General features: G+C 34.6%; 11 protein-coding genes. 1 reads left to right on the forward strand and 10 read right to left on the reverse strand.

Translation table 11 applies throughout. The annotated features are described in order from the left end of the window. The 5 genes from ACZ2G2_RS08350 to ACZ2G2_RS08370 all read right to left on the reverse strand — a co-directional run bounded on the left by ACZ2G2_RS08350 (nucleotide 1) and on the right by ACZ2G2_RS08370 (nucleotide 4,339). Nucleotides 1-402 carry a BT0820 family HAD-type phosphatase gene (locus ACZ2G2_RS08350; protein WP_470391806.1) on the reverse strand — a complete coding sequence of 134 codons (402 nt, stop codon included), beginning with the start codon at nucleotides 400-402 and terminating at the stop codon, nucleotides 1-3. A gap of 370 nt (nucleotides 403-772) precedes the next feature. Continuing rightward, nucleotides 773-2,290, reverse strand: coding sequence for a 2,3-bisphosphoglycerate-independent phosphoglycerate mutase (gene gpmI / locus ACZ2G2_RS08355; RefSeq protein WP_470391807.1), 1,518 nt, complete (start codon nucleotides 2,288-2,290; stop codon nucleotides 773-775). Nucleotides 2,291-2,369: 79 nt separating this feature from the next. Then, complete coding sequence (locus ACZ2G2_RS08360) at nucleotides 2,370-3,134, reverse strand: M48 family metalloprotease (protein WP_090841955.1); 765 nt, start codon at nucleotides 3,132-3,134, stop codon at nucleotides 2,370-2,372. 27 nt (nucleotides 3,135-3,161) lie between these two features. Further along, the gene (locus ACZ2G2_RS08365) at nucleotides 3,162-3,890 is read right to left on the reverse strand and encodes a M15 family metallopeptidase (protein ID WP_470391808.1); all 729 of its coding nucleotides are present in this window, start codon (nucleotides 3,888-3,890) and stop codon (nucleotides 3,162-3,164) included. After that, nucleotides 3,887-4,339, reverse strand: coding sequence for a GNAT family N-acetyltransferase (locus ACZ2G2_RS08370; RefSeq protein WP_282069313.1), 453 nt, complete (start codon nucleotides 4,337-4,339; stop codon nucleotides 3,887-3,889). The genes ACZ2G2_RS08365 and ACZ2G2_RS08370 overlap by 4 nt, the downstream gene beginning before the upstream one ends. Nucleotides 4,340-4,411: 72 nt before the next feature. Here ACZ2G2_RS08370 and ACZ2G2_RS08375 point away from each other — a divergent pair, with 72 nt between their 5' ends. Further along, entirely contained in the window at nucleotides 4,412-4,855 is a 444-nt protein-coding gene (locus ACZ2G2_RS08375) for a GNAT family N-acetyltransferase (protein ID WP_470391809.1), read from the forward strand. A 3-nt stretch (nucleotides 4,856-4,858) separates the two neighbouring features. Here the strand turns inward: ACZ2G2_RS08375 and ACZ2G2_RS08380 are convergent, their stop codons facing one another. From ACZ2G2_RS08380 to ACZ2G2_RS08400, 5 genes are all read right to left on the reverse strand, one after another. Continuing rightward, a complete protein-coding gene (locus tag ACZ2G2_RS08380; RefSeq protein WP_282069312.1) occupies nucleotides 4,859-5,998 on the reverse strand; it encodes a gliding motility-associated C-terminal domain-containing protein in 1,140 nt (379 codons plus the stop codon). Beyond that, on the reverse strand, nucleotides 5,995-6,537 hold the full coding sequence (locus tag ACZ2G2_RS08385; protein WP_470391810.1) for a hypothetical protein: 543 nt from the start codon (nucleotides 6,535-6,537) through the stop codon (nucleotides 5,995-5,997). The genes ACZ2G2_RS08380 and ACZ2G2_RS08385 overlap by 4 nt, the downstream gene beginning before the upstream one ends. Before the next feature lies 1 nt (nucleotide 6,538). Further along, on the reverse strand, nucleotides 6,539-8,998 hold the full coding sequence (locus tag ACZ2G2_RS08390; RefSeq protein WP_470391811.1) for a hypothetical protein: 2,460 nt from the start codon (nucleotides 8,996-8,998) through the stop codon (nucleotides 6,539-6,541). Nucleotides 8,999-9,135: 137 nt separating this feature from the next. Further along, nucleotides 9,136-10,206, reverse strand: coding sequence for a hypothetical protein (locus ACZ2G2_RS08395; RefSeq protein ID WP_470391812.1), 1,071 nt, complete (start codon nucleotides 10,204-10,206; stop codon nucleotides 9,136-9,138). 12 nt (nucleotides 10,207-10,218) lie between these two features. Further along, nucleotides 10,219-19,704, reverse strand: coding sequence for a hypothetical protein (locus ACZ2G2_RS08400; protein ID WP_470391813.1), 9,486 nt, complete (start codon nucleotides 19,702-19,704; stop codon nucleotides 10,219-10,221). Nucleotides 19,705-19,712 lie beyond the last annotated feature (8 nt).

Consider the following 19,712-nt stretch of genomic DNA (forward strand, 5'->3'; position numbering starts at 1 on the left):
TTAAAACTTAAACCAGCTTTTTTTCTTTGGTTTTGGTAGTTGGGGAGTCTCATTAGTTAACATCTGATAGATAGCTCCCCAACCTAAAATACCACCAATATTACGGTCGTCTATAAATAGGTCTGCGTGGATTTTTCTGCTAACATCGTTTTTAAAGTCTTCTTCAGGAAAACTTTGGTTTACAGCATAGAAGGTAATTCCATTATCTTGACAGTAAGTTACAGCTTCGTCTAATTTTTTTCCATGTCTATAGGTCCATAAAATTAAGCGATGACCATCAGCTTGCAGGCGTTTTAAGGTTTCGAAAGCAAAAAGACGTTCTTGTCCAATGCCTGGATACCCGTCTTCTACGATGGTACCGTCAAAATCTACTGCAATTATAAGTCCTTTAGAAAGCTTCATTTTATATAAAAATTGAATTCAAAAATACAATAATTATTGATAAACTAAAGGGCTGTTTTATAGGTGTACATTAAATAGTATAGAAATTGTAGTGATTACGGAGGGAGTTCTCGATACTCTTTTTTCGTGCCTCAAAAAGCACTCGAACTGACGGGCGTGTAAAATATTGTTGTGTTATAAATTGTGTTGTTATTTGTTCTTGTTTTATTTTAATGGGTGAATGAATTTTATTTCACTTTAAAAGAAATAAAAAGCAAGAGGCATTAAGCTAGTTGAAAGATTTATAATTGTTTGTTTGAGTATCTTATTTATGAAACAAAAAAAACGTCCTATTGATTACAATAGAACGTTTTTTGATATTTAATTAGTGTTACACTAAGCTATGACAAGTCATTGCTTTAGGTTGTTCTACTCCCATTAATTTTAATATAGTTGGAGCCATATCACCTAAAACACCATCTTTAATTGTTTTTAATTCTTTATCAATTAAAATAAGTGGAACTGGATTAGTTGTATGTGCTGTATTTGGAGATCCATCAGGGTTAATCATTGTTTCGCAATTACCATGGTCAGCAATTAATAGTGTTGTGTAACCATGTGCTAAAGCAGTAGTCACAACTTGTTCTACACATTTATCAACAACTTCGCAAGCTTGTATTGCTGCAGACATTGATCCTGTATGGCCTACCATGTCACCGTTTGCAAAATTTAAACAAATAAAATCCGTAGTTTCTTTTTCTAATTCTGGGACTAAAGCATCCGTTAATTCAAACGCAGACATTTCTGGTTTTAAATCGTAAGTAGCAACTTTAGGCGAATTTTTTAAGATGCGACTTTCACCTTTAAAAGGTGTTTCTTGTCCACCTGAAAAGAAAAATGTTACGTGAGGATATTTTTCAGTTTCGGCAATTCGTATTTGTGTTTTATTGTTTTTTTCTAAAACCTCACCTAAGGTTTCTGTAATATTATCTTTATCAAACACGACATGAATTCCTGTAAAAGCATCACCATAATTTGTCATTGTCACGTAGTACAAATTCAATTTATGCATATTTTGTTCGTGATGATCATTTTGATATAAAGCATCTGTTAATTCGCGTCCACGATCTGTCCTGAAGTTAAAAAAGATAACAACGTCGTCATCTTTAATGGTCGTTAACGGAAGCCCTTCAGCATTCGATTTTATGATTGGCTTTATAAATTCGTCTGTAATATCAGCATCATAATGGTTTTGTACACTTTGTGGTAAATCATTAGATAATTCGCCTGTACCATTAACTAAAGCATCGTATGCTAATTTAATACGTTCCCAACGGTTATCACGGTCCATTGCATAGTAACGTCCAGTTAAACTAGCTAGTTTTGTATTTTTATTTTTAGTGAAAGTTTCTAAATCTTGAACAAATCCTTTTCCAGATTTTGGATCGACATCACGTCCATCTGTAAAAGCATGGATATAAGCGTTTTCTACACCAGAAGCTTCAGTAGCATCAATCAATCCTTTCAGGTGATTAATGTGAGAATGAACGCCACCATCACTTAATAATCCTAAAAAATGAATATTTTTATTATTCGCTTTAGCATAGCTAAAAGCATCTTGTAATACGTGTTCTTTTGCAAGTGTATTATTATCAATAGCTAGGTTGATTTTAGCCAAATCTTGATAGACAATTCGTCCCGCACCTAAATTCATGTGTCCTACTTCACTATTACCCATTTGACCTTCTGGTAAGCCAACGTGTAAGCCATCTGTGCGAAGCTGTGCATTTGGATAATTGTGGTATAAACTATCTATAAAAGGTGTGTTAGCATTATCTATGGCAGAGACTTTTGGGTCAGGAGATTTCCCCCAACCATCTAAAATCATTAAGATTACTTTTTTGTTCATTTTATAAGATTTTGTTATACAAATATAAAAACAAAAGTCCTGCGATTGCAGGACTTTAAGGCTTATTTACGATAACGATTTAGTTAATACTGTACTTTTTAATTGACTTTCTAATTTCTTCAATACGGTTATCTGGGTCTGGATGCGTACTCTGCATTTCTGGTTGTCTGTTTGGTCCAGCAGCACGTTTTAAGATTTCCATAACTTTAATCATTTCTTCAGGGTTATATCCAGCACGAAGCATAAATCTGACTCCTAAATCATCACTTTCTAACTCGTCATCACGACCATTAGTCAATAATTTTGTCATCCCGTACTGTTGTATAAAACCACCAGCATCTGCACCTACAGATCCCGCTGTAGATAGTCCTTGCCATAACTCAGAGTTTGCGATACGCTCAGCACTATGCTTTCCTAACACATGTCCAATTTCGTGTCCTAAAACACCTGCTAATTGATCTTCGTTTTCTAATTGAGAGTATAAGGCATATGTTATAAATATTTGACCTCCTGGCAATGCAAAAGCGTTTATGGCATTAGGGTCTGCTAATAAATGAAACTCATATCTATATGGCGTCTCTTTAGCAATACTATTATTTACAAGTTTGTTACCTACGTTGTCTACTAGTGCTTGGTAATTCTCGTTTGGATATAAACCGCCATGTTGCGCTGCCATTTGATCACGACTTTGTAAACCCATTTGGATTTCTTGATCGGTAGTCATTGATATGGCTTGTTTTTTTCCTGTATATGGGTTTATTTCTTGCTGACTGCAGTATTTAAAGCCAAAAAAAGCAGCTATACATAAACCTATTAATAATCGTCCTTTTAAATTTCCTCTCATTTTAATTAAAGTTGTTAATATTCCAATTTACAAAAGTTCTGGGTTAATATCTAAAATATTTTGGTTGATGTACTGATTTATAAATGATTCTGAAAAAGAAGCACTTCCAGACAAGGCTTCTTTTTTTAATATTTCAGAAATGTTTAATGTTCTGTAAGTGTTTAAATAGTCTGACGAAAGTGCTTTATAGCTAAAGTGCCAAGGTTCGTATTTAAAACCTTTGCGGTTAGCGTTATCTGTGTATACTAGATAAAAACCATATGTTGCTGCGTTTGTATCCATCCATTCTTTAAGCTTACAATATGGGCCATTAGCGTGGAAATTTTTAGGTAACAAGACGTTTTTAGGTTGCTTTACGTTTGTTTGATAGATGTCAATATCTGTCCCCCAATGGTGACGAGAAGTCCCTGGGATTGTAGAGTATTCTATTATTTTTTTAATATTAGCAAGATCGGATAGTCCTTTTGCTTTATTGCTCTTAAACTTACGTTCCCATATGCGTTGTTGATGTGCAAAGCTTCTATAGCTTGATACCGCGCCAATACTTATACCGTCTTTTAAAGCAGCTGTTTGCATATTTATAAAAGCAGTATGTGCTTCTGCTCTTAATTTGTAACCTTTACCAAATAGTTGCGGGCTACCTTGACCTATTAATTCTTGATCCGAAATAGGGGGTAGGTTAAATGCGTATTGTGCTAGTGTAGCAAGTACAAAGCAGGTGGTAAGGACATATTTTATGATGTTATTTTTTTTCATTTTAATGATTTATGCATCGTATAGTGTGGGCCAACATCGGGGATGTCAAATTGGTTGCCAATAGTTTCAAAACCGTTGTTTTTGTAAAAGTTTAGAGCAACTAACCTTGCATTAAACCATAGGCGATCTATATTTTTTGTTTTTAGAAAGTCGACACCATGCGTTAAAAGTTGTTTTCCAAAGTGTAACCCTTGGTGTTGTTCTAAAATACCCATAGCACGCAGTCTGTATTGATTGGCATCACTAAATAAAGGCGATTGGTCAGCAACTAACGTACAAACACCTACTAATTGATTTTTGTAATATAATCCAAAATGAAAGGTGGTATCTAAATCATCTTGAGGAAGCACACAAGCATCAATAGGTTTGCCTTGACGTAAAACAGCATGTCTAACAGGAATAGTGTCAATGCCTAGTATTGGTTTGATGACAATATCTTTATTTTGCATGTGGTTTAAATTATTGTGCATAGTGTTAAAACTATATTTATTATAAAAATGATGTTTCAAAATTAACTAATTTTGAACAAAATAATTGCAATGGCTTTCAGCTTTAAATTAATTGAAAAGGATAATATTAATTGTATCATTCCTTTGATTCAGAAATTAACTAATAATAAAAACTCAGACGCTATTTTAAAAGAGCGTTTTGCCGAAATGGTTACTCAAAATTATGAGTGCGCAGGTGTTTACGATGGCGATGTGTTAATTGGTGTTTCTGGTATGTGGTTTCAGACGAGACATTATGCTGGTAAAAGTATGGAAATTGACCATGTTTACATTGAAGCAGAGTACCAAGGAAAAGGTTTAGGAAAACAGTTTTTTAAATGGCTATATGCTTACGCAGAAAGTAAGGGCTGTAATACCTCAGAATTAAATACCTATGTTCAAAATTATCCTTCGCATAAGTTTTATTACAACGAAGGATTTGAAATTTATGGGTATAATTTTTATAAAACCTTATAAGATTTAATACGTAATGTATATCCAACCAGAATATGCTTTGTCTTCTTCTGTCAACTTTAATACATAAAAATAAGTTCCTACAGGAAGTTTCTCACCTTGGGTACCAACAACTGTTTTGTTTGATACACCGTCAAACGTGTTATCATAATTTTCGGCATCGTATACAATTCTTCCCCAACGGTTATAAATTTCTAAAGTATTATTAAATAGCTCTACACCTTCAATAACAAAAACATCATTTAGTCCATCGTTATTTGGGCTAATTCCATTATAAATAGTTAAGCCACTGCTTCCTATTAAAGCTCCAAAAGTTATTATTTCGTAATCTGCAGGAATAAATTCAATGGAGCTGATTGTACCTGTACTTAAGTCTCCTGTTATTGACGAGTTTCCAAGATCTAACCATTTGTTTTCGGTTTTACTCCAACCAACAACTCTTAAATTCATCAAATCATCAACTAAATTATCAATCTGACTATCTGGGTCCCAAGTTAAGGTTACAAAAGTTTGGTCAACTCCGTCAAAATCCCAAAATTCTTCTGTGTTTACTTGATTAATTATACCTTCAGAAATAGAAGTATCAAATGTATTTGTAAAAGTAGAAGGGAAGTTAGGGTCTTCATTAAAATAGGCAGCGCTAAATCTTACAACACTAGGTTGAGCTGGTGTGATTAACGGTCTAAATTTATCGTCTTGACCAATAGGGAAAACAAATGATTGATCGCTGGTTGCGGATGCATAACCGTCTACGTTTCTGAGGTCGTCTTCAAGAGTGTAGATAGCACTGTTAAGATAGTCTAGAGAGATTGAAGGTGTTAGTCTAGGAGTAACAACATCTCCGATCAAATAATCGACACCGTTAGTTACTTCAGTATTAATCTCTAAAAACAGGTGGTTATCTACTGCCACTTCCATGTCAAAAAATCTAGGTATTTCTGTTCCAAAAATAGTTATTGAACCTATGTCGTTATAAAACCCGGCTAAACCTAGATTTTGGTTAAACATTCCATCATTTTGTAAATCAAGATGAAATCCCATAGCACCTTGATCATGTATTTGGACATTACCAAAATTATGAAAAGCATCTTGTGCATTCATAATTAGTGAAAAGAACGTGAAAATTAATATATATGTTTTTTTCATGACTGTAATGTTTTTTTAATTTTATCTACTAATGCAGATTGATCACTGTCACCATTTTCAATAGGTATATTAAGCTCTTTAGCAATTGCTTCCAAATCTTTCTTCTCGATTCTCTCTATTATCCAACTGTTTGGATTTCCTTGGTTATTGTAATCTATAAATTTTAATAATAATTCGCTTTTTGGTTTTGGAGCTTCTTCTATAATAGAAAAGTTAGCAGCTAATTCTTTGTCATTTGCTTTAACTATTGAATCTAATTTTTTAATTGTTTGTAGTTCAATTCTATCTAACTCAGATTTAATTTTAGAATTTTCTGAAGCGATTTTCTCATTAGTTTGTTTAGTAAAACCTTTTTGAAAAGCTTCTTCTTTTTTAGACATTACGTCTATTAATCTGTTTAGTTCAGTTTCATCATCTGCAGCCAACTCTATTAGTTTTTGTATTGAGTCTCTTTCAATTTCAAAAGCCTTTTCTAAATCTTCTTGTGCACTTACCGTTACTGTAATAGCTAAAAGTAGTATGGTATATATGTATTTCATCTTAAAAATTATCGATATAACTATTAATAGTGTTTATGTTTGTTTTTATAGGATTAGCTATTGTATTGCTATGTCTACCTATACCAAATAGTCCTGATTTTGTACCACTAGCACCACTAGTTAATTGATAGTAGTATGCACTCATAGCAGAATAATAATAGTTACCACTAGAATTGGTATATCTAATTATAGATTGGCTTGAAGCGTCTAATGAATAAAATCTTGTTTCTCCTGTATTATTTCTTTGGCTAATCTCTCCATTGGAATTAGCATTACAATAATAGAAGTAATGTGCACTAGAATTATCATAATCGTATAACCGAGCACTTGATGTAAAATTAGAATTTCTCATTTGGCCATTTGTACTATTGTTATGATCAATAGCAACTGCAGAAGTAAAGGTGTTATTAGAGTGTTGTACACCGTTGGTTGTTCCTCTTAATCTAACATAACTACTTCCTCTAACGGTTACTTGACTTATTAAATTATCTGTTGCAGAGTTTTCAAAATATATTCTAGACCCTGATGCTGCTAAATCTGAATAATTTACAGTGTTTATACCACTACTATTCTGATCTATATAAGCACTGTTTTTAGTGTCTGTATATTGTACCGTTAATTCGCCATTTCTAACACGGTTAAATGCTGCGTTTGAAACGGAAGAATAATTAAAAGTTCCTTTTTTACCAGCGTACACTTGAAAATAACCATAATTACTAGCAGTAACACCCAAAGCTTTTACAGATGCCGCATTTGCAAATAAAAACCGTCCATAACTAAATCCTGTTGCTCTTTGTATTGATAAATCTGCAACGCCATTAGCAGTCATTGTTGATCCTGATAGATCAACATAATTAATTACTCCTGATGAATCGTATGCAGCAATGTTAGAGTAGGATTTGATCGTGTTTCCTAATAATGAGACATCTCCAACTCTAATATTAGATCCCGTTGTGATTTTATTATTTGTTGCACTTTTTGTAGATGATCCTTCCATTCTAAAATAAGATCCATTTTCAATAACCATATTATCAACTAACGAGGCTCCTGAGCGGTCATATCTGATATACGATTGGTTATTAATAAACATTTCGTTGGACGTTAATGTTCCTGTATTAAGATCCACATAAGAGTTTCCTCTTACTTCCCCATAATTCATGGTTAAAGATGTTCCTGCAGCTTGCGATGTTCTTCCGTAGCTTTCAAAATCATTTCTAGTAATACTTAATAATGAAGCTCCTGATGATGAAAATGAACTGTAGCTACTAAAATTTGAATCTAATAATTTTAGAGATACAATGTTTTGTGCAGCGGTAGCGTAAAACCTATTAAAATTACATTGCGCAATGCTACCTGCGCTACCCGTCATGTATAATACTGTAGCGTTAGTAAATGTTGTACTAATTATGTTAACATCTCCATTTCTAATATTAGAATTATTAGATAGGGTAGAGAAGTTAATAGTACCAGATCCTTGCTGGTTATATATAACATTTTTAAAAACGTTATTATTGTTTGTTCCGCTAAGTATAGTTACACTAGAATCACTGATTTCATTATCATTAAAACTTCCTGCGGTATAATTGAATACTGAATTTTTAACCGTATTTCTTTGTACTGCTGTATTTCCGAAAGGAAACGTGTTTATAGTAGCTACTCCCGTAACCTCGTTAAAGAGGTTGTCATATATTTTTTTGAATTGATTTGTTCCAATATCATAAATTGCATTCCAACTATGTGTGTCATGATCTGTTAATACGGAAACATCCATGCTTAAAGAGGTTGGCGAAACCGCGTGTAAAGAAATTACACTAGCTAATAATGTTCCGCTTTCTGGCGCATCTGTAACAATGTAGTGACAACCTTCGTCATAAGACCCACTCATTGCTATAATTTGAGCTCTTGTCCCTTTTATTGCACATGAAGCGCTTAATGGTATAACATCTTTAGTGCCATCTTCCTTAGTGTACTCTAAATCGCCATCTACTAATTGTAAAGTTGTGTTGGTTTCGTTAATTGCTATTGTGTCTCCATTTCCAGAAGTATGCATGGCAATAATATTTCCGCCTGTAACCGTTTGAGTTATCGAAGAGGTTAAAGTAGATAGGTCAGTTGATATTGTTCCACCAGCATCCGTAGTTTCTAAGTTTAAACCATTAAGTATTACTGTTGTATTTAATTCGTTAGTTGAATCACCATCTAAATCACTGGCATTATTAACTGTTCTCCATCCAGTAGTAGTATACATGTACACATTTTGATCTGTAGGGTTAAATAATAAACTACCAATTATAGGGTCAGTTACATTACTAAACTCAGTAGTAGGTACAGTATTTAAACCTAGCATTTCTGCGCCTGTAGGGGTTTGTGCAAATGCAGATTGAGCAAAGCAAACACTTACAAGAATTAAAATGAATTTGTATGATTTGATTTTAGTTAGTATGTCGCTTTTAATTATCATTAGTTTTTAGTTTGTAGGTGTTACATGTGGTACGGGGCAACCACATGTAACGGGTTAAGTTGTTCTTACAATTAAGATGTTTTTAAAAATATGGATAAATTGATAAAATAAAATTTGTATTATATTTTAGGTTACTTTTATTTGTAGGCAGTATACATGACTAATAAGCTTTCGTTATTTACATCTCCTGGTTGGACATTAACCGTGGCTGTTGTACTATTAACTGTTATTACTCCATTAGTGTAGTTTACTGCAATTGTAAATCCATCCGGAGTAAAAGCATTAAAAGCACCTTCAATTTTACCTAAACTACTACCGTTTTGATCTCCATATCTAACACCTATACAATTGGAGCTGCTGGCATATCTAGAATTATCATTAATTGAATTTCCGTGTCCACCAGAATACATTGATTGTTGTACTAAAGTGCCATTGGTATTTCTGGCAAAACCATTCATTGTTCCAAACGAATTTGAGATTCCCCTAGCATTGTCTCCTACTGCGTTGTCACTATCAATATCCAAACTTTCTACATTAGCATTAGCTACAAATGTAACTTGTGATGGTTGAAAAGGAATACCTGTTACTGTAGTTGTTCCTTCCGCTGAAATAATAAAAGTTCCTGTGTAAACTGTAGGTCCTAAATAGGCTCCTCCATTTGCACCAACTTCTATTTGGTTGTCAGTTTCTGCTGCAATAACTTGTGCTGTATTAGCAATTCCAGATTCATTGGTATATGTTATTTCACCGGTTGCACTAGTCGCGTTTTGAAGAAGTGAGGTATTACTTTCGGTTATGTTTGTAGTTGTCGTACCGCTAGTATGTGTTGCAATGGTGTTTCCTGTTGTAACTACTGGTGTTACGGTAGAGGTCAATGATGCTAAGTTTGTTGTAATTGTTCCTCCTGCATCTGTAGTTTCTAGATTTGTTCCATTAAGAACGACAGTTGTATTTAATTCATTAGTGGTATCTCCATCTAAATCATTAGCATTATTAATGGTTGTCCATCCTGCAGTTGTATACATGTACACATTTTGATCTGTAGGGTTAAACAATAAACTGCCTATTATAGGTCCAGTTACATTACTCAACTCGGTAGTAGGTACGTTATTTAAACCTAGCATTTCTGCTCCGGTAGGTGTTTGTGCAAGTGCTGTTTGAATAAAGAAACTACAAGTGACAGTCAAAATTATTTTAAATGATTTCATCTTTACTGTTTTTTAGTTACTGTAAAATGTTACACATCCACAAGAGCTTCCTGTTCCTGCAGGTACAGGTAAATCTCCAGTGATTTCAGGGACACTCGCCCCAGCTGCAACAGAATTAGTATAAGAAAATAAGTAGTCATATGTACCGTCTCCGTTATCATTTATTACTAAGGTGTGATTACCTAAGTTTAAATTTGGTATGCTTGAATAAGGTACGTTATCTAATAATATTTGATATCCATTAGTAAAGGTAGTACCTGAATTGTTTCTAATTTGAAGGTTAAAAGGAGCGTTGCCATTACCGTCTTGAAAATTATCTGACACTAGATTTCCAGTTATTGTTCCTGTTGGAGTTGCAGTATTAGTCCCGCTACCACCAAGAGTACTTGGACCAGGTTTAGAAACTGTTACATCTGTTATTACCTCTTTAGTTGCTGAGGTATTAAAATACCAAACTTCATCAACTAATACATCTGCTGTAACACCATTATCACCCGTTGCTACCATTACTTGAAAACCATTAGCTGTTTGTGTACCCGTAACAACTGACGCTAGTCTTGAATCACGGTTAACAGCATCTTCTTGTACTCCAAAAGCGATATCGTAGTTTGCGCCATTTGGATGCGCTGTTGCGAAAGCAACTGTATATCTTCCTACCGCTGTTCTTGTTACGGTACAATTAATATTAAATGAATTTGTACCATTAGCTTGTGTGTGTGCAGCTGCGAAAACAATACCAATTGTCTCTTTTACAAGAGTAATTGTTGGAGAGACTCCGTCAGTTCCATTTACTCCAGCAGGTCCTGGAGGTCCAGTAGCACCCTGAGGACCTACACTTCCAACAGTGGTTGCAACATTGTTTTCATTAGTGTAAGTAACAGTCCCGTCTGTGTTTTCAACAAATGTTGTAACTGTTTCTAAAATATCGGTCGATGTTCCAGATGCACTTTGATGAGTAGCAATAGTGTTACCAGCTGTAACGACTTGTGTTACTTCAGAGTCTATGTCTGTAAGAGGCACGCTTAGTGCACTTCCACCATCTGTTATAGTAAGATTTGTTCCGTCAGCACTAAAAGCAGTATTATGTTCGTTTGTTGGATCTGAGTCAGCATCGTCACCACTTGCCCAAACTGTTCCTGTAGCTGTTGCTGTAAGTACTTGTCCAGGTGTTCCTGGTAAATCGTTTTCGTCTAGCACAGGCCCGTCTAAGTCTAAAGTTTCATTTATTGTTACTGTAGTAGCACCACTTGTTTCGTCAATATTTAGAGCTTCTACACCACCAACAGTAAATCCAATTTCATCTGCTGCTGGGCTATACATACCTGTGTTTGTGTCGTCAGTAAATCTGTATGAAGGTTCTCCAGCATTTCCATCTGAGTTAAGGAAACCAGCAGAGCGTATAGCTCCTGAAACTTGTAATTTATTATCTGGTGTATTAGTACCAATACCCATTCTGTTATTAGTTTCATCCCAGAATAATTGGTCGTTATCCTCAGTTGGATTTCCATCAGCACCAGCAAAGAATATAGATCCTTGTGTTCCTGTGTGCACTAATGAGCTTAAATCAACAGCGTTAGTTGTACCATCTTCGTCAATATATTCTAATTGATTAGAAGTCGTATTAAAAGTTAAAGCAGTAACTGTTTCTAAATTATCAACTAAATCAGTAAGATCTAATTGTGTTACTAACCCATTTTCGTCAGTATAATCAATATTAGTATCATCAGCATTTAAAGCGATGATAGTTGTTGTTTCGTCATAAGTCGTTTCAGTACCATCTTCCGAAGTGTAAGTAAAAGTACCATCCGCATTGTCTACTAAAGTAGTAACTGTTTCTTCGATTGTAACTACAGTTCCGTCACCAGAAGTATGCGTTGCTATGGTTTGCACTGAAGTGTTAGCATTATCATCCGATACAGTAGATACTAAAGCGCCTAAGTCAACACCATTAGTTGTGCCATCTTCATCAATATATTCTAATTGATTAGTTGTTGTATTGAACGTTAAAGAAGTAACCGTTTCTAAATTGTCTACTAAATCAGTTAGGTCTAATTGTGTTACTAAACCATTTTCGTCAGTATAATCAATATTAGTATCATCAGCATTTAAAGCTATGATAGTCGTTGTTTCGTCATAAGTCGTTTCAGTACCATCTTCCGAAGTGTAAGTAAAAGTACCATCAGCGTTATCCACTAAAGTAGTAACTGTTTCTTCGATTGCTACGACAGTTCCGTCACCAGAAGTATGTGTTGCTATGGTTTGCACTGAAGTGTTAGCGTTATCATCCGATACAGTAGATACTAAAGCACCTAAGTCAACACCATTAGTTGTACCATCTTCGTCAATATATTCTAATTGATTAGTTGTGGTATTGAACGTTAAAGAAGTAACCGTTTCTAAATTGTCTACTAAATTAGTAAGGTCTAATTGTGTTACTAAACCATTTTCGTCAGTATAATCAATATTAGTATCATCAGCATTTAAAGCTATGCTAGTCGTTGTTTCGTCATAAGTCGTTTCAGTACCATCTTCCGAAGTGTAAGTAAAAGTACCATCAGCGTTATCCACTAAAGTAGTAACTGTTTCTTCGATTGCTACGACAGTTCCGTCACCAGAAGTATGCGTTGCTATGGTTTGCACTGAAGTGTTAGCGTTATCATCCGATACAGTAGATACTAAAGCACCTAAGTCAACACCATTAGTTGTACCATCTTCGTCAATATATTCTAATTGATTAGAAGTTGTATTAAACGTTAAAGAAGTAACCGTTTCTAAGTTATCTACTAAATCAGTTAGATCTAATTGCGTTACTAAGCCATTTTCGTCAGTATAATCAATATTAGTATCATCAGCATTTAAAGCGATGCTAGTCGTTGTTTCGTCATAAGTCGTTTCAGTACCATCTTCCGAAGTGTAAGTAAAAGTACCATCAGCGTTATCTACTAAAGTAGTAACTGTTTCTTCGATTGCTACGACAGTTCCGTCACCAGAAGTATGCGTTGCTATGGTTTGCACTGAAGTGTTAGCATTATCATCTGATACAGTAGATACTAAAGCGCCTAAGTCAACACCATTAGTTGTACCATCTTCGTCAATATATTCTAATTGATTAGTTGTTGTATTGAACGTTAAAGAAGTAACCGTTTCTAAGTTATCTACTAAATCAGTTAGATCTAATTGCGTTACTAACCCATTTTCGTCAGTATAATCAATATTAGTATCATCAGCATTTAAAGCGATGATAGTCGTTGTTTCGTCATAAGTCGTTTCAGTACCATCTTCCGAAGTGTAAGTAAAAGTACCATCCGCGTTATCTACTAAAGTAGTAACTGTTTCTTCGATTGCTACGACAGTTCCGTCACCAGAAGTATGCGTTGCTATGGTTTGCACTGAAGTGTTAGCATTATCATCTGATACAGTAGATACTAAAGCGCCTAAGTCAACACCATTAGTTGTACCATCTTCGTCAATATATTCTAATTGATTAGTTGTTGTATTGAACGTTAAAGAAGTAACCGTTTCTAAGTTATCTACTAAATCAGTTAGGTCTAATTGCGTTACTAACCCATTTTCGTCAGTATAATCAATATTAGTATCATTAGCATTTAAAGCGATGATAGTTGTTGTTTCGTCATAAGTCGTTTCAGTACCATCTTCCGAAGTGTAAGTAAAAGTTCCATCTGCATTATCAACTAAAGTAGTAACCGTTTCTTCGATTGCTACGACAGTTCCATCACCAGAAGTATGTGTTGCTATGGTTTGTACTGAAGTGTTTGCGTTATCATCAACAACAGTAGATACTAAAGCACCTAAATCAACCGCGTTAGTTGTACCATCTTCGTCAATATATTCTAATTGATTAGACGTCGTGTTAAAAGTTAAAGCAGTAACCGTTTCTAAATTATCAACTAAATCAGTAAGATCTAATTGTGTTACTAACCCATTTTCGTCCGTATAATCAATATTAGTATCATCAGCATTTAAAGCGATGATAGTCGTTGTTTCGTCATAGATTGTTTCAGTACCATCTTCCGAAGTGTAAGTGAATGTTCCATCCGCGTTGTCTACTAAAGTAGTAACTGTTTCTTCGATTGCTACGACAGTTCCATCACCAGAAGTATGTGTTGCTATGGTTTGTACTGAAGTGTTAGCGTTATCATCAACAACAGTAGATACTAACGCACCTAAATCAACCGCGTTAGTTGTACCATCTTCGTCAATATATTCTAATTGATTAGAAGTTGTATTAAAAGTTAAAGCAGTAACTGTTTCTAAATTGTCAACTAAATCAGTAAGATCTAATTGTGTTACTAGCCCATTTTCGTCCGTATAATCAATATTAGTATCATCCGCGTTTAAAGCGATGATAGTCGTTGTTTCGTCATAAGTCGTTTCAGTACCATCTTCCGAAGTGTAAGTAAACGTACCATCCGCATTATCAACTAAAGTAGTAACTGTTTCTTCGATTGCTACGACAGTTCCGTCACCAGAAGTGTGTGTTGCTATGGTTTGCACCGAAGTGTTAGCATTATCATCAACAACAGTAGATACTAAAGCGCCTAAATCAACAGCGTTAGTTGTACCATCTTCGTCAATATATTCTAATTGATTAGAGGTCGTATTAAAAGTTAAAGAAGTAACTGTTTCTAAATTGTCAACTAAATCAGTAAGATCTAATTGTGTTACTAATCCATTTTCGTCAGTATAATCAATATTAGTATCATCCGAGTTTAAAGCGATGATAGTCGTTGTTTCGTCATAAGTAGTTACAGTACCATCTTCCGAAGTGTAAGTGAATGTTCCATCCGTATTATCAACTAAAGTAGTAACCGTTTCTAAGTTTGAAACAATAGCCGATAAATCTAATTGAGTTACTACACCATCCTCATCCGTATAATCAACGTTAGTGTTATCTGGATTAAGTGCAATTGTAGTTAGTGTTTCTAAGTTAGCAACATCTAAAGTTGTCGTTACACCGTCTTCATCCGTATAAGTAAATGTTCCATCGTTATTATCAACGATAGTCGTTAAAGCTTCTAAGTTTGCAACGATTGCAGCAAAGTTTAGGTTAGTAACAACACCATCTTCATCTGTATAATCAATACTTGCGTTATCAGCATTAAGTGCAATTGTAGTTAGCGTTTCTAAGTTAGCAACATCTAAAGTTGTTGCAACACCATCTTCGTCCGTATAAGTAAAAGTTCCGTCGTTATTATCAACGATAGTCGTTAATGCTTCTAGGTTTGCAACAATTGCAGCAAAGTTTAGGTTAGTAATAACACCGTCTTCATCTGTATAATCAATACTTGCGTTATCAGCATTAAGTGCTATAGTCGTTAAAGTTTCAAGGTTTGTAACATCAAGAGTTGTTGCGACACCATCTTCATCAGTGTAAGTGAATGTTCCGTCGTTATTATCAACAATAGTTGTTAATGCTTCTAAGTTTGCAACGATAGCAGCAAAGTTTAGGTTAGTAATAACACCGTCTTCATCTGTATAATCAATACTTGCATTATCAGCATTAAGTGCTATAGTCGTTAATGTTTCAAGGTTTGTAACATCAAGTGTTGTTGCTACACCGTCTTCATCAGTATAAGTAAAAGTTCCGTCATTGTTATCAACGATAGTCGTTAGTGCTTCTAAGTTTGCAACGATAGCAGATAAATCTAATTGAGTAACGACACCATCTTCATCTGTGTAATCGATATTAGTATTATCTGGGTTAAGTGCAATTGTAGTTAGTGTTTCTAAGTTAGCAACATCTAAAGTTGTAGTTACACCGTCTTCATCAGTATAAGTGAAAGTTCCGTCGTTATTATCTACTATAGTTGTTAATGCTTCTAGATTTGCAACGATTGCAGATAAATCTAATTGAGTAACTACACCATCTTCATCTGTGTAATCTATATTAGTATTATCTGGATTAAGCGCAATAGTTGTTAAGGTCTCTAAGTTAGCAACATCTAGAGTAGTTGTTACACCGTCTTCGTCTGTATAAGTAAAAGTTCCGTCGTTGTTATCTACGATAGTTGTTAATGCTTCTAAGTTTGCAACGATAGCTGATAAATCTAATTGAGTAACTACACCATCTTCATCAGTGTAATCAATATTAGTATTGTCGGGATTAAGCGCAATAGTTGTTAATGTCTCTAAGTTTGCAACATCTAAAGTCGTTGTTACACCGTCTTCGTCTGTGTAAGTAAATGTACCATCGTTATTATCAACGATAGTTGTTAATGCTTCAAGGTTTGCAACAATAGCTGATAAATCTAATTGAGTAACGACACCATCTTCATCCGTATAATCAATATTAGTGTTATCTGGATTAAGCGCAATAGTTGTTAGTGTCTCTAAGTTAGCAACATCTAGAGTAGTTGTTACACCGTCTTCGTCTGTATAAGTAAAAGTTCCGTCGTTGTTATCTACGATAGTTGTTAATGCTTCAAGGTTTGCAACAATAGCTGATAAATCTAATTGAGTAACGACACCATCTTCATCCGTATAATCAATATTAGTGTTATCTGGATTAAGCGCAATAGTTGTTAGTGTCTCTAAGTTAGCAACATCTAGAGTAGTTGTTACACCGTCTTCGTCTGTATAAGTAAAAGTTCCGTCGTTATTATCTACAATAGTTGTTAATGCTTCTAAGTTTGCAACGATAGCTGATAAATCTAATTGCGTAACTACACCATCTTCATCTGTGTAATCGATATTAGTATTATCTGGGTTAAGTGCAATTGTAGTTAGCGTTTCTAAGTTAGCAACATCTAAAGTCGTTGCGACACCATCTTCATCAGTGTAAGTAAAAGTTCCATCGTTATTATCAACGATAGTTGTTAATGCTTCTAAGTTTGCAACGATAGCTGATAAATTTAATTGAGTTACTACACCATCTTCATCCGTATAATCAATGTTAGTATTATCTGGGTTAAGTGCAATTGTAGTTAGCGTTTCTAAGTTAGCAACATCTAAAGTCGTTGCGACACCATCTTCATCAGTATAAGTAAAAGTTCCATCGTTATTATCAACGATAGTTGTTAATGCTTCTAAGTTTGCAACGATTGCTGCAAAGTTTAGGTTGGTAGTAACACCGTCTTCATCTGTATAATCAATACTTGCGTTATCGGCATTAAGTGTTATAGTCGTTAATGTTTCAAGGTTTGTAACATCAAGAGTTGTTGCAACACCATCTTCATCAGTGTAAGTGAAAGTTCCGTCGTTATTATCAACGATAGTCGTTAAAGCTTCTAAGTTTGCAACGATAGCCGATAAATCTAATTGAGTAACGACACCATCTTCATCTGTGTAATCGATATTAGTATTATCTGGGTTAAGTGCAATTGTAGTTAGCGTTTCTAAGTTAGCAACATCTAAAGTTGTTGCAACACCATCCTCATCAGTGTAAGTAAATGTTCCATCGTTATTATCAACGATAGTTGTTAATGCTTCTAAGTTTGCAACGATAGCTGATAAATCTAATTGAGTAACTACACCATCTTCATCAGTGTAATCAATATTAGTATTGTCGGGATTAAGCGCAATAGTTGTTAATGTCTCTAAGTTTGCAACATCTAAAGTCGTTGTTACACCGTCTTCGTCTGTGTAAGTAAATGTACCATCGTTATTATCAACGATAGTTGTTAATGCTTCAAGGTTTGCAACAATAGCTGATAAATCTAATTGAGTAACGACACCATCTTCATCCGTATAATCAATATTAGTGTTATCTGGATTAAGCGCAATAGTTGTTAGTGTCTCTAAGTTAGCAACATCTAGAGTAGTTGTTACACCGTCTTCGTCTGTATAAGTAAAAGTTCCGTCGTTGTTATCTACGATAGTTGTTAATGCTTCAAGGTTTGCAACAATAGCTGATAAATCTAATTGAGTAACGACACCATCTTCATCCGTATAATCAATATTAGTGTTATCTGGATTAAGCGCAATAGTTGTTAGTGTCTCTAAGTTAGCAACATCTAGAGTAGTTGTTACACCGTCTTCGTCTGTATAAGTAAAAGTTCCGTCGTTATTATCTACAATAGTTGTTAATGCTTCTAAGTTTGCAACGATAGCTGATAAATCTAATTGCGTAACTACACCATCTTCATCTGTGTAATCGATATTAGTATTATCTGGGTTAAGTGCAATTGTAGTTAGCGTTTCTAAGTTAGCAACATCAAGAGTCGTTGTAACACCATCTTCATCTGTATATGTAAATGTTCCGTCGTTATTATCAACGATAGTTGTTAATGCTTCTAAGTTTGCAACGATAGCCGATAAGTCTAATTGAGTAACGACACCATCTTCATCTGTATAATCAATGTTAGTATTATCTGGGTTAAGTGCAATTGTAGTTAGCGTTTCTAAGTTAGCAACATCTAAAGTTGTTGCTACACCATCTTCATCCGTGTAAGTAAATGTTCCATCGTTATTATCAACGATAGTCGTTAATGCTTCTAAGTTTGCAACGATAGCAGCAAAGTTTAGGTTAGTAATAACACCGTCTTCATCAGTATAATCAATACTTGCGTTATCAGCATTAAGTGCTATAGTCGTTAATGTTTCAAGGTTTGTAACATCTAAAGTTGTTGCAACACCATCTTCATCCGTATAAGTAAAAGTTCCGTCGTTATTATCTACTATAGTTGTTAATGCTTCTAGGTTTGCAACGATTGCAGATAAATCTAATTGAGTAACGACACCATCTTCATCCGTGTAATCTATATTAGTGTTATCAGGATTAAGTGCAATTGTAGTTAGCGTTTCTAAGTTGGCAACATCTAAAGTTGTAGTTACACCGTCTTCATCGGTAAAAGTAAAAGTACCATCATTGTTGTCAACGATAGTCGTTAAAGCTTCTAGGTTTGCAACAATTGCAGCAAAGTTTAGGTTGGTAATAACACCATCTTCATCTGTATAATCAATACTCGCATTATCAGGGTTAAGCACTATAGCTGTTAAAGTTTCAGCGCTATTGGTATCAACAGTGGTTACTGTACCATCTTCGGAAGTGTAAGTAAATGTACCATCTGCATTATTAATTAATGTTGTTACGGTCTCTAATGCGGATACATCTAATGTTATAGGTGTCCCATTCCCATTATCAAAAGTATAAGTTCCGTCTCCATTGTCTATCAGAGCAGATTTTATTATAGTTGTAATTGCTCCGTCTTCACTGGTATAGCTAATTGTTCCATCATTGTTGTCTACAAGTGATGTTATTGTTTCGTTTGCCATAACGTCCACACATAAACTAGTCCATGAGTTGTCGTTATATTGAAATAAACAATTTGCGTCAGTGTTATACACTAAAGCTCCATTTAGAGGGGAGATAGCATTCATCTGTGCAGCAGAAAGTCTTGTAACTACTAAAGCCTTATCAGAACTTTCTAATTCTAAGATGGAATTTTGATCTATTGTTTGTGGATTGTCACCTATTTTGACTTGGGCAAATAAGTTTGTTGTCAAAAAAAAGGATAGTACTAGTAATAACTTTTTCATTAATTCGG

This window comes from Olleya sp. KKT75, assembly GCF_055635485.1.